The 23,639-nt window shown below is 63.2% G+C and carries 20 protein-coding genes and 1 pseudogene; 13 read left to right on the forward strand and 8 right to left on the reverse strand.

Annotation, left to right across the window (positions count from 1 at the left end; genetic code table 11):
• Position 1 precedes the first annotated feature (1 nt).
• The 11 genes from FOY51_RS21750 to FOY51_RS21800 all read left to right on the forward strand — a co-directional run bounded on the left by FOY51_RS21750 (position 2) and on the right by FOY51_RS21800 (position 17,723).
• The gene (locus FOY51_RS21750) at positions 2-862 is read left to right on the forward strand and encodes an MlaE family ABC transporter permease (RefSeq protein WP_149432355.1); all 861 of its coding nucleotides are present in this window, start codon (positions 2-4) and stop codon (positions 860-862) included.
• On the forward strand, positions 859-2,211 hold the full coding sequence (locus tag FOY51_RS21755) for an MCE family protein (RefSeq protein WP_149432356.1): 1,353 nt from the start codon (positions 859-861) through the stop codon (positions 2,209-2,211). Before FOY51_RS21750 ends, FOY51_RS21755 begins: the two co-directional genes overlap by 4 nt.
• Entirely contained in the window at positions 2,208-3,275 is a 1,068-nt protein-coding gene (locus FOY51_RS21760; protein WP_149432357.1) for an MCE family protein, read from the forward strand. The genes FOY51_RS21755 and FOY51_RS21760 overlap by 4 nt, the downstream gene beginning before the upstream one ends.
• Positions 3,272-4,264, forward strand: a complete 993-nt coding sequence (locus tag FOY51_RS21765; protein ID WP_149432358.1) for an MCE family protein — start codon at positions 3,272-3,274, stop codon at positions 4,262-4,264. The genes FOY51_RS21760 and FOY51_RS21765 overlap by 4 nt, the downstream gene beginning before the upstream one ends.
• Positions 4,264-5,565 carry an MCE family protein gene (locus FOY51_RS21770; protein ID WP_149432359.1) on the forward strand — a complete coding sequence of 434 codons (1,302 nt, stop codon included), beginning with the start codon at positions 4,264-4,266 and terminating at the stop codon, positions 5,563-5,565. The genes FOY51_RS21765 and FOY51_RS21770 overlap by 1 nt, the downstream gene beginning before the upstream one ends.
• Complete coding sequence (locus FOY51_RS21775; protein ID WP_149432360.1) at positions 5,562-6,785, forward strand: MCE family protein; 1,224 nt, start codon at positions 5,562-5,564, stop codon at positions 6,783-6,785. The genes FOY51_RS21770 and FOY51_RS21775 overlap by 4 nt, the downstream gene beginning before the upstream one ends.
• Entirely contained in the window at positions 6,782-8,032 is a 1,251-nt protein-coding gene (locus FOY51_RS21780; RefSeq protein ID WP_149432361.1) for an MCE family protein, read from the forward strand. The genes FOY51_RS21775 and FOY51_RS21780 overlap by 4 nt, the downstream gene beginning before the upstream one ends.
• A 58-nt stretch (positions 8,033-8,090) precedes the next feature.
• Complete coding sequence (locus FOY51_RS21785) at positions 8,091-8,726, forward strand: Rv1363c family protein (protein ID WP_149432384.1); 636 nt, start codon at positions 8,091-8,093, stop codon at positions 8,724-8,726.
• A gap of 48 nt (positions 8,727-8,774) precedes the next feature.
• Positions 8,775-9,761 carry a hypothetical protein gene (locus FOY51_RS21790; protein ID WP_235916614.1) on the forward strand — a complete coding sequence of 329 codons (987 nt, stop codon included), beginning with the start codon at positions 8,775-8,777 and terminating at the stop codon, positions 9,759-9,761.
• A 384-nt stretch (positions 9,762-10,145) separates the two neighbouring features.
• Positions 10,146-13,652, forward strand: coding sequence for a DNA-directed RNA polymerase subunit beta (gene rpoB / locus FOY51_RS21795; protein ID WP_149432386.1), 3,507 nt, complete (start codon positions 10,146-10,148; stop codon positions 13,650-13,652).
• Between the two features lie 114 nt (positions 13,653-13,766).
• On the forward strand, positions 13,767-17,723 hold the full coding sequence (locus FOY51_RS21800) for a DNA-directed RNA polymerase subunit beta' (protein ID WP_149432362.1): 3,957 nt from the start codon (positions 13,767-13,769) through the stop codon (positions 17,721-17,723).
• Positions 17,724-17,938: 215 nt separating this feature from the next.
• Here FOY51_RS21800 and FOY51_RS21805 read toward each other — a convergent pair whose 3' ends face one another.
• Both FOY51_RS21805 and FOY51_RS27300 read right to left on the reverse strand, forming a co-directional pair.
• Positions 17,939-18,889 (reverse strand): DUF808 domain-containing protein, encoded by a 951-nt coding sequence (locus FOY51_RS21805; protein WP_149432363.1) that lies wholly within the window; start codon positions 18,887-18,889, stop codon positions 17,939-17,941.
• Positions 18,890-19,045: 156 nt separating this feature from the next.
• A complete protein-coding gene (locus tag FOY51_RS27300) occupies positions 19,046-19,228 on the reverse strand; it encodes a hypothetical protein (RefSeq protein WP_187776422.1) in 183 nt (60 codons plus the stop codon).
• A gap of 1 nt (position 19,229) precedes the next feature.
• Here FOY51_RS27300 and FOY51_RS21810 point away from each other — a divergent pair, with 1 nt between their 5' ends.
• Positions 19,230-20,363, forward strand: a complete 1,134-nt coding sequence (locus tag FOY51_RS21810) for a hypothetical protein (RefSeq protein ID WP_187776423.1) — start codon at positions 19,230-19,232, stop codon at positions 20,361-20,363.
• 32 nt (positions 20,364-20,395) lie between these two features.
• Here the strand turns inward: FOY51_RS21810 and FOY51_RS21815 are convergent, their stop codons facing one another.
• The 4 genes from FOY51_RS21815 to FOY51_RS21825 all read right to left on the reverse strand — a co-directional run bounded on the left by FOY51_RS21815 (position 20,396) and on the right by FOY51_RS21825 (position 22,226).
• A complete protein-coding gene (locus FOY51_RS21815; protein WP_149432365.1) occupies positions 20,396-20,917 on the reverse strand; it encodes a lipoprotein LpqH in 522 nt (173 codons plus the stop codon).
• A 92-nt stretch (positions 20,918-21,009) separates the two neighbouring features.
• Entirely contained in the window at positions 21,010-21,219 is a 210-nt protein-coding gene (locus FOY51_RS28010; RefSeq protein ID WP_353961381.1) for a DinB family protein, read from the reverse strand.
• A gap of 49 nt (positions 21,220-21,268) precedes the next feature.
• On the reverse strand, positions 21,269-21,535 hold the full coding sequence (locus tag FOY51_RS28015; protein ID WP_353961382.1) for a maleylpyruvate isomerase N-terminal domain-containing protein: 267 nt from the start codon (positions 21,533-21,535) through the stop codon (positions 21,269-21,271).
• A 73-nt stretch (positions 21,536-21,608) separates the two neighbouring features.
• Positions 21,609-22,226 carry a TetR/AcrR family transcriptional regulator gene (locus tag FOY51_RS21825; protein WP_149432366.1) on the reverse strand — a complete coding sequence of 206 codons (618 nt, stop codon included), beginning with the start codon at positions 22,224-22,226 and terminating at the stop codon, positions 21,609-21,611.
• Between the two features lie 87 nt (positions 22,227-22,313).
• Between FOY51_RS21825 and FOY51_RS21830 the strand changes: the two genes are divergently transcribed.
• Positions 22,314-22,976: a hypothetical protein gene (locus FOY51_RS21830; RefSeq protein WP_235916616.1), complete on the forward strand. Its 663-nt coding sequence runs from the start codon at positions 22,314-22,316 to the stop codon at positions 22,974-22,976.
• 4 nt (positions 22,977-22,980) lie between these two features.
• Here the strand turns inward: FOY51_RS21830 and FOY51_RS21835 are convergent, their stop codons facing one another.
• Both FOY51_RS21835 and FOY51_RS21840 read right to left on the reverse strand, forming a co-directional pair.
• Positions 22,981-23,511, reverse strand: coding sequence for a maleylpyruvate isomerase family mycothiol-dependent enzyme (locus tag FOY51_RS21835; RefSeq protein ID WP_235916619.1), 531 nt, complete (start codon positions 23,509-23,511; stop codon positions 22,981-22,983).
• A gap of 5 nt (positions 23,512-23,516) precedes the next feature.
• Positions 23,517-23,639: pseudogene (locus FOY51_RS21840) on the reverse strand (IS5 family transposase); the annotation flags it as partial.

Genomic DNA, 23,639 nt, shown 5'->3' on the forward strand with positions numbered 1-23,639 from the left:
CATGACGATTGCAAAAGGACGCGGCGACCGCACGCTGATGCGGGTGCGCAAGACGGCGGGTGCGCCCCTTGCCGTGCTCGACAAAGCGGGCGAGCAGATGTCGTTCTACGCCCGCGCCATCGCGTGGATTCCGCGCACCACCCTGCACTACCGCAAGGAAGTGCTGCGCCTCCTCGCGGAGGTGACCTTCGGTAGCGGTGCGCTAGCCGTCATCGGCGGCACCATCGGCGTGATCGTGATGATGTCCGGCTTCACCGGCCTTGTCGTCGGTCTACAGGGCTTCGCCGCGTTGGATCAGCTCGGTACGTCCGTACTGACCGGCTTCCTGTCCGCCTACGTCAACACCCGTGAGATCGCACCGATCGTCGCGGCACTGGCGTTGTCGGCGACCGTCGGCTGTGGTTTCACCGCGCAACTCGGCGCCATGCGGATCTCCGAGGAGATCGACGCGCTCGAGGTCATGGCAGTGCCCAGTCTGCCGTTCCTCGTCAGCACCCGCATGATCGCAGGCTTCGTCGCGGTCATCCCGCTCTACATCGTCGGTTTGCTCGCGTCCTACCTGGCGTCCCGCGCCATCACGACGATCTTCAACGGCCAGTCCACGGGCTCCTACGACCACTACTTCAACCTGTTCCTACCACCTGCCGACGTGCTGTGGTCGTTCGGAAAAGTGCTGGTCTTCGCCTTCATCTTGATCATGATTCACTGCTACTACGGCTTCACCGCCTCGGGCGGGCCCGCAGGCGTCGGCGTTGCCGTCGGACGCGCGGTGCGTACGGCCATCGTGACCGTGGCCGTACTCGACTTCTTCCTCAGCCTCGCGATCTGGGGAACGACTACAACAGTGCGGGTGGCCGGATGAAAGCGCACGTCGGACGGCAGCGACTCCTCGGACTCGCGTTCTTCCTGATCGTGATCCTTTTCGTGGGATACACCATCGGCCAGTACAACAAGGCGTTCACCAAGGTCGTGAAGGTCAACCTCGTCACCGATACCACCGGCAACCAGCTACCGACCAATGCAGATGTGAAAGTGCGCGGGCTGATCGTCGGCGAGGTGCGGTCGTCGACCACGGAAAACGGAAAAGTGACGTCTGTTCTCGCCTTGAACCCCGACAAGGCGAAGCTGATCCCGTCCAACGTGACGGCCCGACTGCTTCCCAAGACCTTGTTCGGTCAGCGCTACGTTGCGCTGCAGTTGCCGAAGGACGACAAGGCATCGCCGATCCAGGCGGGCTCGACCATCCAGCAAGATGTCAGCGGTAACGCGGTCGAGGTCGGCAAGCTGCTCGACGGCTTGCTGCCGCTGTTGCAGGCAATTCCGCCCGCGAAGTTGGCGACAACCCTCGGTTCGCTGTCGCAGGGTCTGAGCGGTCGTGGCGAAGAACTCGGCCAGACGTTGGATCGCCTCGGTCAGATCGTCGGGGGCGTGAACAACGAACTGCCCAACCTGACGCAGGGCATCCGCGGTCTCGCCGATTTCTCGCAGACCTACTCCGATGCTGCTCCTGAGCTGATCGATGCCCTGGACAGCCTGCGAACCACCGGTAATACCGTTGTGCAGCAACAGGATCAGATCCGGTCGCTGGTGTCGTCGCTGACGACGACGGGCGCAACGACAGCCGACTTCCTCGAGGCCAACCGCGATTCGGTCATCTCCATTGCGGCGGACTCGAAGGACGCACTGCAGACGCTCGCCAAGTACTCGGGCACCTTCGGCTGCACGTTCGCGCAGTTCGTCCCGATCGTCGGCCGCGCGTCGGCGATCCTCGGGCTCGACGAGAACGGCAATCCGGGTAAGTACCCGGGCGCACGAGCCAATGCGATGTTCGTCAACCCTCGCGGCCGTTACCTGCCGAACCAGGACGAGCCCCGACTGCTCGACGACCGTGGTCCGCGGTGCTATCAACCAGCGCCCGCAGGCCAGAAGTTCGGTCAGTACCCGGGTGGTTCGCTCAACGACGGTTCGTATCAGCCGCCGTCACGCAACCCCGGACCGGCCGATGTACCGGAGTTGCCCGCGCCGCAGTACTCGGTGATTCCGGGCGCCGCAAACGCACAACCGGCGGCCTACGCGGGTTCGAAGTTCGAGGAGAACACGCTGGCTCTCGTGTACAGCAAAACCAATGGCATGGCGCCGCAGGAAGTTCCGGGTTGGACCACCCTCATGGGTGCGCCCGCGATGCGCGGCATGGAGGTGACCGTCAAGTGAAAAGTTTGACTCCCGCGCTGATCAAGCTCGGCATCTTCGGTGCGGTCACGCTGCTGATGACGGCGTTTCTGGCGTTCGCCATCGCCAACACCAGCGGTGGTGGCGGCAAGAAGTTCAACGCGATCTTCTCCGATGTCACCTCCCTGAACACGGGCGACGAAGTGCGAATCGCCGGTGTCCGCGTCGGCCAGGTCAAGAAGATCTCGATCGTCAACCAGCGACAGGCGGAAGTCCAGTTCCAGCTGTCCGACCGTGATTGGCTGCCGGCGAGCACGATCGCGACCATCCGGTACCGAAACCTGGTGGGGCAGCGCTACATCTCGCTGGCCGAAGGTCAGGGCAAGCAGGGCGAGAAGATCAACGCGGGGGAGACGATCCCGATCGATCAGACCAAGCCGGCTGTGAACCTGACCACGCTGTTCAACGGTTTCAAGCCGTTGTTCCAGACGCTGAGCGCCGACGACGTGAACAAGCTCTCGTTCCAGATCATCCAGGTGTTCCAGGGTGAAGGCGGAACGGTGTCGGATCTGGTGCGCAACACAGCCAGTCTCACCAACAAGATCGCCGACAAGGACGCGGTGATCGGCAACGTGGTGAACAACCTGAACGGCGTGCTCGACACGGTCAACCAGCACGACAAGGATTTGGATTCGCTGATCGTGAATACACAGCAACTGGTCACCGGTTTGGCCAATGACAGAGGCGTGGTGGGCAGCGCCGTGCAATCGCTCGCCGGACTGACCGATGCCACGGCAGATCTGTTGGAGCCCACGCGGCCGTCGATCCAGGGCTCGGTATCCGCGCTCAACGGTCTGGCTGGTGAGTTGAACAACCAGAGCGACAAGGTGGACAAGGTTCTCAAGACGCTGCCGGTGAAGCTCGAAAAGCTGAGTCGGATTGCGAGTTACGGCTCGTGGTTCCAGTACTACCTGTGTGGCATCGATCTGCAGGTCGGACCCGGCGTGAGTTCGACGCTCAACCTGCCTGCCGGACTGCCGACGGTTAACCAACCGCTGTACACCAACTCAGCTCCGCGCTGCCAGGGACCGGGTGGTGGACAGTGAAACGTCGTAGCCCCGCAGCGCTCGGCGCGCTTGGCATCTTCATCGTTGTTCTGGCGACGCTGTCGGCGTTCTTCCTCAACAGCCTCCCGCTGATCGGTGCCGGATCCACCTACACGGCTCAGTTCACCGAAGCGGCGGGCCTCAAGCCCACCGACGAGGTGCGCATTGCAGGCGTGAAGGTCGGCTCGGTGTCCTCGGTGGACCTCAAAGGTGATCACGTCGACGTCAAGTTCAAGGCAAAGGACGCATTCATCGGCGACCAGACGACGGCGGCCATCCAGATCAAGACGGTCCTCGGCAGCAAGTACCTGTCGCTGGAGCCGCGTGGTGCAGACAGCCTGAACCCCAACGATCCGATCCCGTTGGGTCGCACCACATCTCCGTACGACGTCATCGACGCGTTCTCTGCCGCCGCGACCACGTTGGGCAAGATCGACACCCCCCAACTCGCTGACAGCATGAAGGCGCTCTCGGCTGCCTTCGCCGACACGTCACCGGACATCAGAAGCTCGCTCGACGGTGTGTCTCGCCTGTCGCAGACGATCGAGAGCCGCAACGACCAGCTCGCCAAGTTGTTCGCCGCGACCAGCAAGACCACCAAGGTGCTTGCCGATCGCAACGAGCAGTTCACGCAGCTGCTCAGCGGTGCGGGTCAACTGTTGGGAGAGCTGAACAATCGGCAGCAGGCGATCGCGCAGTTGCTGACGGGGACCCAGCGTCTCTCGCAGCAGCTGACCGGTTTGATCAAGGACAACGAGGCACAGATCGGTCCCGCTCTTCAGCAGTTGCGGGGCGTGGTGCAGATTTTGCAGAACAACAATGCCGAGTTGGACAAGGCCATCAAGTTGTACAAGCCGTTCACGCGTCTGTTCACCAACCTCCTGGGTAACGGTCGCTGGTTCGACCAGGTGGTCGTCAACCTGACACCGCCGGGACTGCCGTTGATCCCGGGCTATCGCGATCCTGTTGTGAAGTTGGGCGGTAACTGATGTCCGACGAGACGCAGACGACAGCGACGCCCAAGAAGGGCTCGCGCTTCGGTAAGGGGCTGCTGGCGCTGATAGCCGCAGGCCTGGTGGGTGTGCTGGTGTTGGCCGGCGTCCTGTGGTGGGTGTTCACCAGAGCGGGAACAACGGACATCTCGGCGAACTTCGATCGCTCGGTCGGTATCTACAAGGGCACCGATGTGCGTGTGCTGGGTGTGAAGGTCGGCACTGTCACGTCGGTGGAGCCGCAGGGCGACACCGTCAAGGTGGGCATGCGGGTCAAGAGCGGTGTCGACATTCCTGCAGACGCGAAAGCGGTACAGGTGACGCCGTCGCTGGTCTCGGATCGCTATGTGCAGCTCGCGCCGGCGTACACCAAGGGCCCGAAGATGGAGTCCGGCACGCTGATTCCGCGCGATCGCACCGCGACCCCCGTCGAGGTCGATCAGCTCTACGCGAGCATCGACAGCCTGTCTGCCGCGCTCGGACCGAACGGTGCGAACAAGGACGGCGCGCTCGACGATCTGGTTGGAACGCTCGGCAAGAATCTCGACGGTAACGGTGCTGCTCTGGGGAACACCATCACCGAGCTCACCGGTGCTGCGCGGACCCTCACCAGCTATCGCGGCGACCTCTTCGACACCATCAAGAACCTCCAGGTGTTCGTCAGTGCGCTCGCCAAGAACGATCAGCAGGTACGCGAGTTCAACGGCCAACTGTCTTCTCTCACAGGCTTTCTTGCCGGTGAACGACAGAACCTGGGCGATGCGTTGAACCAGCTGTCCTACACCCTTGGTGATGTCGCGAAGTTCGTCCACGACAACAAGGACCTGGTTGCCAGCAACGCCGAAGGTTTGGTCCAGACGACCCAGACGCTGGCGAACAACCGGCAGGACCTTGCCGATTCGCTCACCGTCCTGCCGTTGGCCTTGAGCAACGTCGTCAATGCCTACGACGCGGAGTCGGGCACGTTGGCGTCCCGGATCGATCTGCCGGAAACGCAGGATCCGTTCGGAACCTTCTGCAAGTTGTTGGACTTCAGCAAATTGGTTCCCGGCGATGCCCGGTTCGAGGCCCTCGGCCGGCAGTTGCGGCCGCTGCTGGACAACTGCAAGACGGTCACCGATCAGATCACCGCAGGAATCAAGACACCGAGCCTTGTGTTGCCGTTCGGCATCCTCAGCGGCGACAACATTCAGCGTCCCCCGGTCGACGGCACCCAGTCGGGCAATATCTCGCCGCGCATCGGTGACCTGAAGGCGCCCGGGATCGCCGAGCAGAACAACGTAGGGGGTGGGCGATGAAGCGCGCAGTCGTTGCCGGCGTCGGAGCGGCCGCCGTAGTGCTGTTGGCTACCGGCTGCAGTTCGGAAGGCATCTATGCCATCCCGCTACCGGGTGGCGCAGGTCTCGGTGATCACCCGAACCACCTGACCGTTCAGTTCGACGATGTGCTCGACCTGGTTCCCCAGTCGGCGGTCAAGGTCGACGGTGTTCCGGTCGGTCGCGTCGAGTCCATCGGAGTCGCCAAGGACGGGTGGACCGCAAGCGTCGGTCTTGTCGTCAACTCGTCTGCCAAGTTGCCCGCCAATGCAATCGCATCCGTACAGCAGACCAGCTTGCTCGGCGAGAAGTTCATCGAGCTCGCCGCGCCACCCGAGGGTGCCACAGGGACCCTCGCCGACGGTGCGACGATCACGGCCGACCGCACGCGGCACGCCACCGACATCGAAGAGGTACTCGGCGCATTGTCGCTGCTGCTCAACGGTGGTGGAGTTGCGGAACTGCAGCCGATCATCCACGAACTCACCACCGCCCTCGGTGGTCGGGAGAACAACGTTCGCGGGTTACTCGAGCAGGCGGACAGTCTGATCAACGGACTCAATCAACAGCGCGACGACATCACTCGCGCACTGGACGGTTTGGACACGCTGACCTCGCGGGTCAACGACCAGTCGGACAAGATCGGCAAGATCCTCACCGATATCCCGCCTGCAGTTCAGGTGCTCGAAGAACAGCGCCCACAGTTGACTCAGATGCTGGGGCAGCTGGACCGGCTCGGTTCGGTAGGCACCGATGTGTTGACCAAGTCGAAGGACAACCTGATCTCGGATCTCCGTGCGCTGCGGCCCACGCTGCAGGCGCTCTCGGACAGTTCGAAGGATCTGGTTTCCGTGCTTCCCCTCGTGCCGACCTTCCCGTTCCCCGACGGTGTGGAAAAGGTCATCCACGGCAACTCGCTCAACCTGTTCATCACAGTCGATGGGCAGATCGGCGACCAGTTGTCGGCACTCGGCGTCGGACAACCCGATCCGGTGTATCGCGCCCCGAAGTTCGGTAGCCCGTTGCCGACTGTCGATCCGTCGAATCCATATGTCAACGGCAACGGTCCCGCACCCGGCTGGCCGACCGTATCGGCGTTGCCGCTGCCTCCGATCGTCCCGCGTCCGGCCGCTGGCGCCGCGTCACCGGCGCCGAATCCGATCGGTGGTCTGCTGAATCAGCTCGGAGTTGGTGGACGATGAGAACTCGCCTTGTCAAGTTTCAGCTGATCGCATTCGTGATCGTCGCGATTTTGGGTCTGGTGTACGTCGGTGCCAAATACGTTCGGCTGGACAACCTTCTGGGTTTCGGTCAGTACAACGTCAACGCCCGGTTCGCCGATTCCGGTGGCATCTTCACCAACGCTGAAGTCACGTATCGCGGGGTGCCCGTCGGTCGCGTCGGTGACCTGAGCCTCGCCGAGGACGGCATCGTCGTGGATCTCAAGATCGACAGCGGTGCACCGAAGATCCCCAGTTCGGCGAAAGCCGTTGTGGCGAACCGCTCGGCGATCGGTGAGCAGTACGTCGACTTGCAGCCGACCAGCGACGACGGACCGTACCTGCAGGAGGGTTCGGTCATCGACGAGCAGAACACATCGGTACCCACACCGGTGGAAAATGTTCTGGCAAGTGCGAACTCGCTGGTTCGCTCGGTGCCGCTCGCCGAGTTGACGAAGACCATCAACGAGCTCGGCACCGCATTCGACGGCAAGGGTGACGATCTCCAGAGTCTGGTGGATTCGCTCGACACCTTCTCGCAGGCCGGCGTCGACAACCTGCCGCAGACACTGGCGTTGATCCGTGACAGTCGAACGGTGCTCGACACTCAGTCGGATCAGTCGTCGTCGATCCGTCAGTTCAGCACCGACCTCGGCAAGATTACCGATCAGCTGAAGGCTAGTGATCCTGATGTCCGCCGCATCATCGACAACGGCAACCTTGCGTCGCCGGAGATCAACGATCTCATCGACAAGTCGGGTGGCAACCTGACGACGGACCTCACGAATCTTGCTGCGGTCACCCGCACGTTGGCGCCGAGATCGATTGCGCTACAACCGATTCTGCAGTTCTTGCCTGCTTTGGCAGCTGGCGCCGGTACTGCCGCGAACGGTGACGGCACCCTCAAGCAAGGTCTGATCCTCGAGACGAACAATCCGCCACCGTGCACGCAGGGCTACGAGGGAACGGCCAAGATTCTCGCCGATATGAAGCGGCAGAATCCGAACTTCGATCCGACGGTTGATGATTTCCCGCTGAACATGGATGCGAATTGCACGACATCTATCGGTAGCGTCACGGGTGTTCGGAGTTCGAATCGAATTGCGTATGCGGACCCCGCTACCCCGCAACCGTGGGACTCGAAGCCGAAGAAGGCTGCGGACTCGCTCAACCTCAACCCGATCGCGACTCAAGCTGCGACGCTGCTGGGAATCACTCCGAAGGGGTAGGCTCCGCGGTCGTCGTTCGCAAATTGTGTTCGCAAGGGAAAGTAGGCTGAATTTCGTGATGCAACGGACCAAGTGGCTCAGGCCTGCGTTTGGGGCGGCCGTGGTCGCGTTGGTGGTCGCTCTCGCGGCTGCCGTGTACTTCGGCTACGGCTGGGGGCATGCAGTGTTCGTCGACAAGTCAGCGGCGTCGGCGCGCGAGGACGCGCTGGGTGGAGCTCGTCAGGCCGCCGTCAACCTCAGCAGCTTCGACGCGGCCAACTTGGACAAGTCGTTCGCCGACATCGAGTCGTCGATCACCGGTGACGCGTTGAAGAAGGACCTCGACGACACCAAAGGTCAGATCACCGATCAGCTGAAGCAGACCAAAGCGAAAACCGAAGCGACTGTCCTCGATGCGGCGCTGACGGACTTCAGCAAGGACGAGGGGACCGGCCAGGCGCTGGTCGTGCTCTCGTCGTCCACCACCTGGCCGGACAAGCCGCCGCGCAAGGTCAAAGTGACCGTCCGCATGTCTGTGCAGGATGTCGACGGCTCGTGGAAGGCGTCGAAGATGGAGAACATCGGCGCGCCCGTCGCGATGGACCAGGGTGCGCCGGCTGATCCGGCGGCGCCTGCCCCGGCTCCCGCACCTGCGCCGGCTCCGGCTCCGGCGGAGCCTGCGCCACCAGCACCCGAGAACGGTGCGGGCGGGTAATCATCGCCGCCGTACCGAACGCTCGTCCCGTCTAAGGAGTTGTCAGCTGTGCCACCGATCCGTCGTAAGAACCCCACGCCGCCCGTCAAGGGGCGACGCCCGAAGGTAGCGGGGTCGTCGACGAATCGGCCGTTGGCCGAAACCGATGCGGGCGAGGCCGTGGTGACCGCGACCGAGACTGCGTCAGCTCCCGCGCCCGAAGTCGTCGAGAAGAAGGTGGCCGACAAGAGCGTCGTCGAAAAGGCCGTTCCGGAGAAGGTTGCAGAAACACAGCCTGTCGAGGCCGCCGAAGACAAGGCCGACCCGGTCGTCGAAAAAGAGACTGCGACACCCGAGCCGACCGTGGCCGAATCCCCCGACGAGGTCACTGCGGTGGACACCGGCGCGGTCGTCGAAGACGCCACGACCGACGAAGCGTCCGCGGCAAGCAGCAAGCCCCGACGCAGGATTCTGCCCGCTCGTAAGCCGTCGCTGAAGCCGCGTGTTGCCGATGGCGAGTCCGTGGCCGACGACGACACCGCGAGTGATGCGACGCCGAAGCGTTCGCGGATCGGCTGGAAGTTGGTCGCAGCGCTCGCAGCGCTGGCCGTACTGCTCGGCGCCTTCGCCGTCGTGGCGGTGTTCAAGCCTGGCGGGAACGTTTCGAACGCGGCGTGGGTGAATACCGCGGAGACCCAAGAGGTGTCCTCGGCGGCGCGGTCGGCGATCGAAACGCTCTACACGTACAAGTACGAGACGGTCGATCAGGACTTCGACAAGGCGCGCGCCGTGCTGAATCCGTCGATGAAGGACGAGTTCAACCGCACCGCCGACACCACCAAGTCCGCGGTCGTGCAGACCAAGACCGCGACCCAGGCCGAAGTGACCGATGTCGGCATCAAGGTGCTCTCCGACGATCGCGCGGAGTTGGTCGCGAGCATGAACGTCAGCGCGAGCAACGACGGCGTCGTCCAAGGCAGCGCGCAGGGTCCGCTGTCGGTGTCGATGGAGAAGGTCGACGGCAAGTGGTTGCTGTCGAAGATCGCCGACCAGTAGTCCATCAGGTATACCCAGCGAGAAAATCTCGTTTCCAAACGCGGAAACGCCGCTCGAAGCCTTGACGCGGGCGGGCGGAGGGGGTCACTCTAATGGCGACAACATGCGAGAGATCGCGGGTCGAGCGGCTGGCAACCAGCGTTATCGCCGCATTGATCCCCAGCTCGGATGTTATTTACGCTGCCCGGCTCGACATCTACTGAGCATGGGTGTAAGTTTGGACGTTGCGCTGGCTGCCTCCTGTCCACCCCTCGACTCTGTTGCACAAGTTTCACTTTCCAAGTGGGACTTCCTGCCACTGTGGGCGAGTTTCGTTCGGGTTGTCACCAGCGGAACTCGTAGCAGATAAGCGATCGTCGCGTGATCACACGCGGCTCGCGTGAGGTGCTGGAAGGACGCATCTTGGCAGTCTCTAGCCAGACCAAGACAGTTTCCGGGATTCCCGGAGCCCCGAAGCGGGTTTCTTTTGCAAAGATTCGTGAGCCGCTGGAGGTGCCTGGGCTTCTCGATCTCCAAACGGATTCGTTCGAGTGGCTCGTCGGTTCCCCGGCATGGCGTGAGCGTGCGGCCGCCCGTGGCGACAACGCACTCGCCGGTGGCCTCGAGGAGATCCTCACCGAGCTCTCGCCGATCGAGGACTTCTCCGGCTCCATGTCCCTGTCCTTCTCGGACCCACGCTTCGACGAGGTCAAGGCCTCGACGGATGAGTGCAAAGACAAGGACATGACCTACGCGGCGCCGTTGTTCGTCACCGCGGAGTTCATCAACAACAACACCGGTGAAATCAAGAGCCAGACGGTCTTCATGGGAGATTTCCCGATGATGACCGACAAGGGCACGTTCATCATCAACGGCACCGAGCGTGTCGTCGTGTCGCAGCTGGTCCGTTCGCCCGGCGTCTACTTCGACACCAGTGTCGACAAGGCCACCGAGAAGGACCTGCACAGCGTCAAGGTGATCCCGGGTCGTGGCGCCTGGCTCGAGTTCGACGTCGACAAGCGCGACACTGTCGGTGTCCGGATCGACCGCAAGCGTCGTCAGCCCGTCACCGTGCTGCTGAAGGCTCTCGGCTGGTCCACCGAGCAGATCACGGAGCGCTTCGGCTTCTCCGAGATCCTCATGGCCACGCTGGAGAAGGACAACACCGCCGGTACCGACGAGGCTCTCCTCGACATCTACCGCAAGTTGCGTCCGGGCGAGCCGCCGACCAAGGAGTCTGCGCAGACCCTCCTGGAGAACCTGTTCTTCAAGGAGAAGCGCTACGACCTGGCACGCGTCGGCCGGTACAAGATCAACAAGAAGCTCGGCATCCACACCGGTGAGGCCATCACGTCGTCGGTGCTGACGGAAGAAGACATCGTCGCCACCGTCGAGTACCTGGTGCGCCTGCATGCGGGCGACACGTCGATGACCGCCCCCGGCGGCGTCGAGGTTCCCGTCGAGGTCGACGACATCGACCACTTCGGTAACCGTCGTCTTCGTACTGTCGGCGAGCTGATCCAGAACCAGATCCGCGTGGGCCTGTCCCGCATGGAGCGCGTTGTCCGCGAGCGCATGACGACTCAGGACGTCGAGGCGATCACGCCGCAGACCCTGATCAACATCCGCCCCGTGGTCGCTGCGATCAAGGAGTTCTTCGGAACGTCGCAGCTGTCGCAGTTCATGGACCAGAACAACCCGCTCTCCGGCTTGACGCACAAGAGGCGTCTGTCCGCGCTGGGCCCCGGTGGTCTGTCCCGTGAGCGTGCCGGCCTCGAAGTTCGAGACGTGCACCCGTCGCACTACGGCCGTATGTGCCCGATCGAAACCCCCGAGGGCCCGAACATCGGCCTGATCGGTTCGCTGTCGGTGTACGCGCGGGTCAATCCGTTCGGGTTCATCGAGACGCCGTACCGCAAGGTCGTAGATGGCAAGGTCACCGACCAGGTCGACTACCTGACCGCCGATGAAGAAGACCGCTTCGTGAAGGCCCAGGCGAATGCCGCGGTCGACAGGGACGGTCGCTTCACCGAGGAGCGTGTCTCGGTGCGCACCAAGGGCGGCGAGGTGGAGCTCATCCTCCCCGAGGACGTCGACTACATGGACGTCTCGCCGCGGCAGATGGTCTCCGTCGCAACGGCGATGATTCCGTTCCTCGAGCACGACGACGCAAACCGTGCCCTGATGGGCGCGAACATGCAGCGTCAGGCTGTGCCGCTGGTTCGCAGTGAGGCGCCGCTGGTCGGTACCGGCATGGAACTTCGTGCCGCTGTCGACGCAGGCGATGTCGTCATCAACGAGAAGGCCGGTGTCGTCGAAGAGGTTTCGGCCGACTACGTCACGGTCATGGCGGACGACGGCACTCGCAAGAGCTACCGGATGCGCAAGTTCGCTCGTTCCAACCAAGGCACCTGTGCAAACCAGCGTCCGATCGTGGACGAGGGTGACCGCGTCGAACTCGGTCAGGTACTCGCCGACGGGCCGTGCACCGAAGACGGTGAGATGGCGCTCGGTAAGAACCTGCTCGTGGCGATCATGCCGTGGGAAGGCCACAACTACGAGGACGCGATCATCCTGTCGCAGCGCCTCGTGGAAGAGGACGTTCTCACCTCGATCCACATCGAAGAGCACGAGATCGATGCTCGCGACACCAAGCTCGGTGCCGAGGAGATCACTCGGGACATCCCGAACGTCTCCGACGAGGTCCTGGGTGACCTCGACGATCGCGGCATCGTCCGCATCGGTGCCGAGGTTCGTGACGGTGACGTCCTCGTCGGCAAGGTCACGCCGAAGGGCGAGACCGAGCTGACGCCGGAGGAGCGCCTGCTGCGCGCCATCTTCGGTGAGAAGGCGCGCGAGGTTCGCGACACGTCGCTCAAGGTGCCGCACGGTGAGTCGGGCAAGGTCATCGGTATTCGCGTGTTCTCGCGCGATGACGACGACGATCTGCCTCCCGGCGTCAACGAGCTGGTGCGCGTGTACGTGGCGCAGAAGCGCAAGATTCAGGACGGCGACAAGCTCGCAGGTCGGCACGGCAACAAGGGCGTCATCGGCAAGATCCTCCCGCAGGAGGACATGCCGTTCCTGCCCGACGGCACGCCTGTCGACATCATCCTGAACACGCACGGTGTCCCGCGTCGTATGAACATCGGTCAGATCTTGGAGACCCACCTCGGGTGGATCGGCAAGACCGGCTGGAACGTCAACGTCGCGACCGACGGCAGCCGCCCGGATTGGGCGGAGAACCTGCCCGAGGAGATGCTCGCGGCCCCGGCCGACTCGAACATCGCCACCCCGGTGTTCGACGGTGCCAAGGAAGACGAGCTGACTGGTCTGCTCGCCTCCACCATTCCGAACCGTGACGGCGTGCAGATGGTCGGCGCGGACGGCAAGGCGACGCTGTTCGACGGTCGTTCCGGCGAGCCGTTCCCGTACCCAGTTTCGGTCGGCTACATGTACATCATCAAGCTGCACCACTTGGTCGACGACAAGATCCACGCTCGTTCGACCGGGCCGTACTCGATGATCACGCAGCAGCCGCTCGGCGGTAAGGCGCAGTTCGGTGGTCAGCGCTTCGGTGAGATGGAGTGCTGGGCCATGCAGGCCTACGGCGCGGCATACACGCTGCAGGAGCTGCTCACCATCAAGTCGGACGACGTTGTCGGCCGCGTGAAGGTGTACGAAGCCATCGTCAAGGGCGAGAACATCCCGGAGCCCGGTATTCCGGAGTCGTTCAAGGTGCTGCTCAAGGAGCTGCAGTCGCTCTGCCTCAACGTGGAGGTGCTGTCCAGCGACGGCGCAGCCATCGAGATGCGTGACGGCGACGACGAAGATCTCGAGCGCGCGGCCGCGAACCTGGGCATCAACCTGTCCAGGAACGAAGCCGCGACGGTCGACGACCTCGCCAACTAGGACTCGGGTGAATGGCACATTCGTTGCGTCGGATCGAACGAATGCGCCATTCACCCAGCCGGACAGTGAACTGATTTTGCAGAAACTAAACCCGAACAGGGGAAAGGAAGTTACGTGCTAGACGTCAACTTCTTCGATGAACTCCGCATCGGTCTCGCGACCGCGGACGACATCCGTAACTGGTCCTTCGGCGAGGTCAAGAAGCCGGAGACCATCAACTACCGCACGCTCAAGCCCGAGAAGGACGGCCTCTTCTGCGAGAAGATCTTCGGCCCCACCCGGGACTGGGAGTGCTACTGCGGTAAGTACAAGCGTGTCCGCTTCAAGGGCATCATCTGTGAGCGCTGTGGCGTCGAGGTCACTCGTGCCAAGGTGCGTCGTGAGCGGATGGGCCACATCGAGCTGGCCGCTCCCGTCACCCACATCTGGTACTTCAAGGGCGTTCCGTCGCGCTTGGGCTACCTGCTGGACCTGGCGCCGAAGGATCTCGAAAAGATCATCTACTTCGCCGCGTATGTCATCACGGCAGTCGACAACGATCTGCGCCACAACGAGCTGTCCACGCTCGAGGCGGAGATGGAGGTCGAGAAGAAGAGTGTCGCCGATACTCGTGACTCCGACCTGGAGGCCCGCGCCCAGAAGCTCGAGGCCGACATTGCCGAGCTCGAGGCCGAAGGTGCCAAGTCCGACGTGCGTCGCAAGGTCAAGGACGGCGGCGAGCGCGAGATGCGTCAGCTGCGCGACCGTGCCCAGCGCGAACTGGACCGCCTCGACGAGATCTGGACGACGTTCACCAAGCTGGCTCCGAAGCAGCTGATCGTCGACGAGCTCATCTACCGCGAGCTGATCGACCGTTACGGCGAGTACTTCACCGGTGCGATGGGCGCCGAGTCCATCCAGAAGCTGATGGAGACCTTCGACATCGAGGCCGAGGCCGAGATGCTGCGGGAGACCATTCGCAGTGGCAAGGGGCAGAAGAAGCTCCGTGCGCTCAAGCGTCTGAAGGTCGTCGCCGCGTTCCAGGCCACCGGCAACTCGCCGATGGGCATGGTTCTCGACGCCGTTCCGGTGATCCCGCCGGAGCTGCGCCCGATGGTCCAGCTCGACGGTGGCCGTTTCGCCACCTCCGACCTGAACGACCTGTACCGCCGCGTGATCAACCGCAACAACCGCCTCAAGCGACTGATCGATCTGGGTGCGCCCGAGATCATCGTCAACAACGAGAAGCGGATGCTGCAGGAGTCGGTCGACGCACTGTTCGACAACGGCCGTCGTGGCCGTCCGGTCACCGGACCGGGTAACCGCCCGCTGAAGTCCCTGAGCGACCTGCTCAAGGGCAAGCAGGGTCGTTTCCGTCAGAACCTGCTCGGCAAGCGCGTCGACTACTCGGGCCGTTCCGTGATCGTCGTCGGTCCGCAGCTCAAGCTGCACCAGTGTGGTCTGCCGAAGCTGATGGCTCTCGAGCTGTTCAAGCCGTTCGTGATGAAGCGCCTGGTGGATCTGAACCACGCGCAGAACATCAAGTCGGCGAAGCGCATGGTCGAGCGTCAGCGCGCCCAGGTGTGGGACGTCCTCGAAGAGGTCATCGCCGAGCACCCGGTGCTGCTGAACCGTGCACCCACCCTGCACCGCTTGGGTATCCAGGCATTCGAGCCGCAACTGGTCGAGGGCAAGGCAATTCAGCTGCACCCGCTCGTGTGTGAGGCGTTCAACGCCGACTTCGACGGTGACCAGATGGCCGTGCACCTTCCGCTGTCCGCGGAGGCGCAGGCCGAGGCACGCATCCTGATGCTGTCGTCGAACAACATCCTGAGCCCGGCATCCGGTCGTCCATTGGCCATGCCGCGTCTGGACATGGTCACGGGTCTGTTCCACCTGACCAAGCTCGAAGACGGTGCCGTCGGCGAATACGTCAAGGCAGGTAAGGACAAGGCCGAGTTCGGCGTCTACTCCTCGCCCGCCGAGGCGCAGATGGCCGTCGACCGTGGCGCGCTGTCGGTGCGTTCGGCGATCAAGATTCGTCTGGTCCACCAGCGTCCGCCTGCGGACGTCGAGGCCGAGTTGTTCCCCGATGGCTGGTCCTTCGGTGACTCCTGGACCGCCGACACCACTCTGGGCCGCGTGCTCTTCAACGAGCTGCTCCCGGCGGACTACCCGTTCGTCAACGAGCAGATGCCGAAGAAGCGTCAGGCGACGATCATCAACGATCTCGCCGAGCGGTACCCGATGATCGTCGTTGCACAGACCGTCGACAAGCTGAAGGACGCTGGCTTCTACTGGGCGACCCGGTCGGGTGTCACGATCTCCATCTCCGACGTTCTGGTGCCGCCGGAGAAGGCCGGCATCATGGAGGCCTTCGAGGCGCAGGCCGAGCAGATCGAGAAGAAGTACCAGCGTGGTGCCCTCAACCGCACCGAGCGCAACAGCGCGCTGGTCAAGATCTGGACCGAAGCCACCGACGAGGTCGGTAAGGCCATGGAAGCCCACTACCCGGACGACAACCCGATCCCCGTGATCGTGAAGTCCGGTGCCGCGGGCAACATGACGCAGGTGCGTTCGTTGGCCGGTATGAAGGGCCTGGTGACGAACCCGAAGGGTGAGTTCATCCCGCGTCCGATCAAGTCTTCCTTCAAGGAAGGCCTGACCGTGCTGGAGTACTTCATCAACACGCACGGTGCCCGTAAGGGTCTGGCCGACACCGCGCTGCGTACCGCCGACTCGGGTTACCTGACCCGCCGTCTGGTGGACGTCTCGCAGGACGTCATCGTTCGTGAAACCGACTGTGGCACCGAGCGTGGTATCACCACGACCATCGCCGAGAAGCAGTCGGACGGTTCGTTGGTTCGCGACGCACATGTCGAGACCAGCACCTACGCTCGCACCTTGGCATCGGATGCTGTCGACGAGAAGGGCAACGTCATCGTCGAGCGGGGAGCCGATCTCGGCGACCCGGCGATCGATGCGCTGCTCGCGGCCGGCGTGACCAACGTGAAGGTGCGCTCCGTGCTCACCTGCACCACGGGCACCGGCGTCTGTGCAACCTGCTACGGCCGTTCGATGGCCACCGGCAAGCTGGTCGACATCGGCGAGGCCGTCGGCATCGTCGCCGCCCAGTCCATCGGTGAGCCCGGCACGCAGCTGACCATGCGTACCTTCCACCAGGGTGGTGTCGCAGGCGAGGACATCACCGGCGGTCTGCCGCGTGTGCAGGAGCTGTTCGAGGCTCGCGTTCCGAAGGGCAAGGCGCCTATCGCGGACGTCACCGGACGCATCCGCCTCGAAGACGACGATCGTTTCTACAAGATCACCATCACCCCGGACGACGGTGGTGAGGAAGTCGTCTACGACAAGCTCAGCAAGCGTCAGCGGCTGCGTGTCTTCAAGCACGACGACGGCTCCGAGCGTCTGCTCACCGACGGCGATCACGTGGAGGTCGGCCAGCAGTTGCTGGAAGGCTCCGCCGACCCGCACGAGGTGCTGCGCGTGATGGGTCCCCGTCAGGTGCAGATCCACTTGGTCAACGAGGTCCAGGAGGTGTACCGGAGCCAGGGTGTGTCGATCCACGACAAGCACATCGAGGTGATCGTGCGCCAGATGCTGCGCCGCGTGACGATCATCGATTCGGGTGCCACCGAGTTCCTGCCCGGTTCGCTCACCGAGCGTTCCGAGTTCGAGAACAGCAACCGTCGCGTCGTGTCGGAGGGCCGCGAGCCCGCCGCAGGTCGCCCGGTGTTGATGGGTATCACCAAGGCATCGCTCGCAACCGATTCTTGGTTGTCGGCGGCGTCGTTCCAGGAGACCACTCGCGTGCTGACCGATGCGGCGATCAACTGCCGCTCGGACAAGCTGATCGGTCTGAAGGAGAACGTGATCATCGGCAAGCTGATCCCGGCTGGTACGGGCATCAACCGGTACCGCAACATCCAGGTTCAGCCCACCGAAGAAGCCCGCGCCGCTGCGTACGCCGTGCCGTCTTACGACGACCAGTACTACAGCCCGGACAACTTCGGTCAGGGTTCCGGTGCCGCGGTTCCGTTGGACGACTTCGGTTACTCCACCGACTACCGGTAGTCGGTAGCTGACAAAGCCCCCGTTCTCTCGTCCTGAGAGAACGGGGGCTTTCTCGTCGGTGCACTCTGCCAGACTGTCCGCATGAACGAGGTGTGGTCGAGGTCGCAGCGCACCTGACCAACACGGCGAAGACCACCCGTATCGGTATCGTCGTCTGTGTCCGGGCGTAGCGACGCTGTTGCAGACCTCGACGGCCCGGGTGTCGCGAAGCTGGGCTAGTGGTGGGCGGCGTTGCCGCTCTTGGCTTTCCGGGCACGCAGGATCGGCGTGACGATGGCGACCAGAATCGCGCCGACGATCAGACCGAGGACGGCGCTGGCGAAGGTGTTGACCAGCCAGCCGACGACGCCACCGACTGCGTCCGTCGCATCGTGCGCGGCCTCCTCGATGTGATGGACGAAGTCGTAGAGGAAGTGCAGGCCAAGGTCGTCGGTGCCGACGAGCAGGATGTGCCCACCGACCCACAGCATCGCTGCGGTGCCGACGATGGTGAGGACGCCGAGCACCTTCGGCATCGCCTGCACCAAACCGCGACCGAAGGCCGGAATGGCCTTGCCCGATCCTTCGGCCAGGCGAAGTCCGACGTCGTCCATCTTCACGATGAACCCGACAGCGCCGTAGACCAGCACCGTCATGACAACTGCGACGATGGCGAGGATCGTCAGCCGCGACCAGAACCCCTGGTCGGCGACCTCGTTGAGCGAGATGACCATGATCTCCCCGGACAGGATCAGGTCGGTGCGCACCGCACCCGAGACCAGCGTCTTCTCGTCGGGCGGAGTCTGCGCTTCGTCTTCGTGAGCCTCGTGGTGCGCGACTCTCTCCCACACCTTCTCGGCACCCTCGTAGCAGAGGTACGCGCCGCCGAGCATCAGTAGTGGCGTGAGCAGCCACGGCACGAACTCGCTGAGCAGCAGGATCACGGGAAGAATGATGAGGAACTTGTTTCGCAGCGAACCTATGGCGATCTTCTTGACGATCGGCAGCTCGCGTTCGGCTGCCAATCCGCGTACGTACTGCGGTGTCACCGCCGCATCGTCGATGACGACGCCGGCAGCTTTGGTGCCTGCTTTCGCTGCCGCCGCGCCTACGTCGTCGATCGATGCGGCGGCCGCTTTCGCGAGCACCGCGATGTCATCCAACAGGGCCGCAAGTCCGACTGCCAAGGCTGATCCTTCCCGAACTTCACAAAAGGCACGGACGGTGAGTCGCGAGCTTATCGCCTGAACATTGCGATTCGCTCACCGAGCGGTCCGAGTTCGCTCCCTCGGAGTAGCCCCTGTTGTCTCGTCACGAGAGAACAGGGGCCTTTCTTGTTGGTGTCATTCGGTTGATCGATGTGCTGCACAGATCCGCGTAGGCATGATGGCGTCGATGATTTCAAAAGTGCGCATTGCCGCGTTGTCGATCGTCGGTTTGCTCTGCGTTGCATGCTCGGCCAAGGATGCAGCCAAAGAAGCAACGTCTGATACCGGCGTAACCACTTCGACGACAACAACTTCCACCGTGCCACTGGTAGATCGGGAGTCTTACGCCTGGAGTTCCGGTGGCGTGAACGGGTACTTCTTCACCACACCGAGTGGACTGTGGCGCTGCGCGATACTTTCTGACAGTGCCCAGGGCGGTGCTGACGATCGGATGGCGGGCTGCCAGCCCAAGACGAGTGTTCCGCTCGATGTTGCGGGCGCACCGGATGTTCCGGATCACTTCACCAGTAACCCGGTGCGCCCGAACGCAATCCTGGTCAATACGACCGATGCCGCCCGGTTCGCCAGTCTGAGCCAGGCGTTGTTCTGGCGATTCGACGAATCGACGCCCGTGCTGCCGTACGGGCAGGCGTTGTCGGCCAGTGGATTTACCTGCAATGTTCAGACGACCGGTGTCTCGTGTCGATCGGACGCGTCGGGCAAAGGGTTCCAGTTCTCGACGGGCGGGTTCGATTTCAACTATGCGGAGGCGAAGCCCGTCGGGGCATCCACTGGCTCCGACGCGGTACCGAGCGCCCCCGCCGCGGCGCCCAGTGCGGTCCAACCAGTTCTCGGCCGAATCTGGGGGCCGGCGCAAGAGGGTTACGGACAGGTGCTCCCGCAACTGATCTTCGATGGCGGTGGTCCGACTGGTGCTGTCAGAGATCTCGTGTGGCAATCATGGGGTGGTGATCAGGCGATGGCGACTGGAACGGCCATCGATGCCACGATGCCTGGCGTCGGGTCCGACCGTCTCGCACCTGCAAACGTGGTCGCCTACGACCTGGGCGACTGCGACGGGACTTTCATGTACAAATCGGTGGTCTGGTTCTTTCCGAAAAACGGCGAGACATTCGAGTCTGCTCGACCGCGCGGAATCCATCCCTGCGATGAGCGGCCGTATGGCGTGAGCCCGACATCGGATACCAGCTCGGCCGCGAGTTGTGGGATGGTGACAGCCGCTGATGGCATCGAGCGTCAGGTATTCACGAAAGGACCGGTCAGCTGCGCCGACGGGATGCCGCTCGTGCAGGCCACCTACCCAGCCCTGTACGACAAGCCGATGGACGGCAAGCAGATTGGGCAGTGGGACTGCGGGGTAGTTCCCGCCGGCGCCAGGATCTTTCTTTGCAATAACCACGACGCCGGGGCGCAGGTCTTCATGTATCGGTAACTCCTGCGAAGCGCGAATGGGAAGTACCGTATTCAGGGCGCGGGGCATGTCAGGGAGAGGTCCACGGTCATCTGTCGCTTCGTCGTCATCTCTTGAAAAGCTCCGCTGATCGTGTATGTATTCGCGTCTTTCTTTGCGAGCGAAGCATCTTTCGCCAGATCGAACTGAAAGCTGCGGTCGGCGCTCACAGACACGCTGATCATCTTTATCGACAGCGAATCCTTGTAGAGAAAGACGTCCACATTCGGCCTATCGCTGAAATTTCCGTCGGTGTCGTAGGTCTGCGCCCGCAGAAAATAGGTGCCGTTGTCGCCCTTCCAACAGTCCGACCGTCCGGTGACCGCAGTGTTCGTACCGTCGACGGTCGCCGTAGCCACCATCTGGGGTGCCGGCGGTGGCGAATCGCTGCAGCCGACAACTACAAAGGGCGCGAGACCGGCAAGGCAGATCGGAAAGCTACGTGTCATAGCTCGCGAGCGTTGCATATGATTTCCAACCTCCGCTGACGCGCGGCTCCAGCCGCAATCCGATTCCACCACATGGTCTCTGCGCATCGCTGTCAACGAAAAGGGATGTCATGCGTTCAAATGACATCTCCCGCAGTAGGACTCATGACAGTTCGTCGGGCGGAGTCATCGCGGAAACTTCACGGATTGCTGAGCGGATCGCGTCCGATGAAGGCGATGAGCTTGGTCTGCGCATCGGCGTCGCCCGGCACATCAACCTTCGGTCCGTATTGGCCGCTGGAACGCAGGACTGCGTCCCACGACTGCATGCCGGCCAGCATCGCCGCGCAGCGCTCCGGATCGAGCGTCTCGTCTTGGCCGGTGGCGCGTGCCAGATCCCAGCTGTGCATGAAGACGTCTGCGGTGAAGAATTGTGAAACCGCCTGCGGCAGCGGCGCTTCACCGGTGTTCGGGTGGGAGAACGTGGTGCCAGGCCGCTGCCGGGTCGTCGTCGACGTTCGGGCCGGTCGGCAGCACGATTCCCGCACCCTGATGCAGGAAGGGCGGAAACCATTCGACGAGGTGTCGAACGACATCGCGAGCGGTCCAGCCCTCGGGCGGTGCGGGGTTGTTCCACGCTGCCTGGTCGGGCACGCCGTCGACGAGCTCGCTGAAGTGGCCTGCCAACTCGCGGTACTCGTCGGCCGGGGTCTGGTCGGGGGTCATCTCGATCTCGATTCTGTTGGGTACGAGCCATGTCCACTGGCAAGTCGGAGCCGGGTCGCGAATCTCGACATCGTCACGGATCGATCTCGGCGCGTTGCGCCATTTCGCCCATGGTGACGATGCCGCGGAGCACCTGCGTCGACAGCGCGGCGGTATCGGTGTCCAGGTGGTCGGAGAGGTTGGCGGTCAGCGCCAAGGTGGCGAATCCATGTGAAGCCGACCAGCCCGCCAACACCACACCGCGGACGTCGTCGTCGCTCACCGACCCCGATCGATGAGCCATCAGGCTGACCCGCGCGCTGCCATAGAGAACGTCGAAGGCTGCGGTCTTCGCGGTGACCAGATCTGGATCGTCGCCGCGATAGAGGTTGGGACGGAACATCACCTCGAAGTGTCCGCGGTGCGTCAGGGCGAAGGCGATGTATGCCTGACCGCCGCGCACAAATCCGTCGGATCCTGTTGCGACGGAACCGATCGCCTCCGCGGCAAGGCGAAATCCCTCGGTCGCAACCGCGGTGAAGATGCCCGCCTTGTCACCGAACGTGTACGCCAGCGCGGCATGCGAAACCCCAGCGCGACGAGCAATCCGGCGCATGCTCACCGCTGCAACCCCGACGGTTTCCACTTCTTCCACGGCGCCGTCGACACCCGCCCGTGCCAGCTCGCCATGGTGGTAGCGCTCGGTCGCCATAGGGCGGCAGCCTACCTCCGCAATCTGACCATTGATAAGTTTCGCGCGATGCTGCAAACTTACCAGTGGTAAGAAGGGTGGCAGAACGTGGACGACGACCGCGGTGCGCCGAACCCGACGCGGGTAGCTCGGTGGGCAGGCACGCTGGGAGTGGCGATTCCCGCGATAGCGATCGCTGTCTATCCGATCTGGCTGGTGCCGTCGACGAGTGCGTCGGGCACCGAGGTCGCGTTGTGGGCAACCGCGCATCACGACCGGTTGGTCGTCACGCAAGTGTTCTACACCGTCGGTGTGGGGCTGTGGCTCACGTTCGGCGCCGCGATATGGACGCATCTGCGAAACCGTCTTCCCGCGGGGTCGCACCTTCCCTCGGGGTTCGGTGTCGGGCTGGTCGGACTCGTCACGTTGATCCTCGCCGGATTCACCACGTTCGATCTGCTGCTGTATCGAACTCGAGGCACCGAGGTGACCACGCTCCTCTACGACCTCACGTTCGGGTTCCTGGTCATGTCGGGAGTGCCGACCGCAATAGCGTTGGGGTCGTTCGCGATTGCGGTGTATCGGCACCGGGTGTTGCGTCGCTCTACTGCCCACCTGGCCGCCGTTGCCGCAGTCGGGCACGTCGTCCTACTCGTCGCGTTCATCGCGCCGACGGGGCCGCTGTCGCTGCAGGGCTTCCTGACCGTGTGGGCAATCCCGCTGCTGCTGTTCGCCTGGATCGGCCACACCGCGCAGACGATGCCACGCTGAGCTGTCAGCTGGGTAGCGGTGCACGCCCTGTCACGGCAAGCAACATCTCGCGCGCGGTCATTCGAATCTCGCGTGGTCCGTCGCCGAGTGTCAGGTCGACGTCGTCGGCGATCAGTCGCTTACCTGTGAGATCGGTGCCGAAGAATGCGAGGTTCTTCTTGCCCGCGTGTTCGAGCACCAACTTGATTCGCTCCGGCGGTGCTGCAGGCCACCCGAGTGGTTCGGTGATGTCGAAGCCGTGGATCACGTCGTGGCTCAGGGCGCCGACTTGCCCGCCACCGGGCGGCCGCCATGGGTGCTCGATGTTGTCTTGCAGCGAGGCCAGAAGTTGCGCGTCCGTCAGCCTCGTGGCGTCGGCTCTGGCCTGCTGATCGGAGTAGCTGTTGAACTTGAATCCGCTACGTGCGAGCCCGAACAGGAACCGCGGCATGCTGATTCGGTACGACATGGTGATGTGCGCGACCACTTCGCGGACCCGCCAGCCGTCGCAGAGCGACGGTTCGGCCCACTGATCGGGGGATGCCTGCGCCAGCAACCCGGCTAGGGCGTGTCTCTCAATTGGTTGGCTCCGACGCGGGCGTGGATGACGGCGCAGGCCAGCAGGACACCACCGAGGTAGGTCAGGGCGTATTTGTCGTAGCGGGTCGCGATACCGCGCCACTG

It is taken from the genome of Antrihabitans cavernicola, assembly GCF_008297975.1.
In the GTDB taxonomy this organism is placed as follows: Bacteria; Actinomycetota; Actinomycetes; order Mycobacteriales; family Mycobacteriaceae; genus Antrihabitans; species Antrihabitans cavernicola.

What these genes read in the sequence shown, in the direction of transcription:
- FOY51_RS21750 (WP_149432355.1), top strand. Translation starts at nt 2, where the DNA reads ATGACGATTGCAAAAGGACGCGGCGACCGCACGCTGATGCGGGTGCGC.
- FOY51_RS21755 (WP_149432356.1), top strand. Translation starts at nt 859, where the DNA reads ATGAAAGCGCACGTCGGACGGCAGCGACTCCTCGGACTCGCGTTCTTC.
- FOY51_RS21770 (WP_149432359.1), top strand. Translation starts at nt 4,264, where the DNA reads ATGTCCGACGAGACGCAGACGACAGCGACGCCCAAGAAGGGCTCGCGC.
- FOY51_RS21775 (WP_149432360.1), top strand. Translation starts at nt 5,562, where the DNA reads ATGAAGCGCGCAGTCGTTGCCGGCGTCGGAGCGGCCGCCGTAGTGCTG.
- FOY51_RS21780 (WP_149432361.1), top strand. Translation starts at nt 6,782, where the DNA reads ATGAGAACTCGCCTTGTCAAGTTTCAGCTGATCGCATTCGTGATCGTC.
- FOY51_RS21785 (WP_149432384.1), top strand. Translation starts at nt 8,091, where the DNA reads ATGCAACGGACCAAGTGGCTCAGGCCTGCGTTTGGGGCGGCCGTGGTC.
- FOY51_RS21815 (WP_149432365.1), bottom strand. Translation starts at nt 20,917, where the DNA reads ATGCGCAGAGACCATGTGGTGGAATCGGATTGCGGCTGGAGCCGCGCG.
- FOY51_RS28010 (WP_353961381.1), bottom strand. Translation starts at nt 21,219, where the DNA reads ATGCACAGCTGGGATCTGGCACGCGCCACCGGCCAAGACGAGACGCTC.
- FOY51_RS28015 (WP_353961382.1), bottom strand. Translation starts at nt 21,535, where the DNA reads ATGACCCCCGACCAGACCCCGGCCGACGAGTACCGCGAGTTGGCAGGC.
- FOY51_RS21825 (WP_149432366.1), bottom strand. Translation starts at nt 22,226, where the DNA reads ATGGCGACCGAGCGCTACCACCATGGCGAGCTGGCACGGGCGGGTGTC.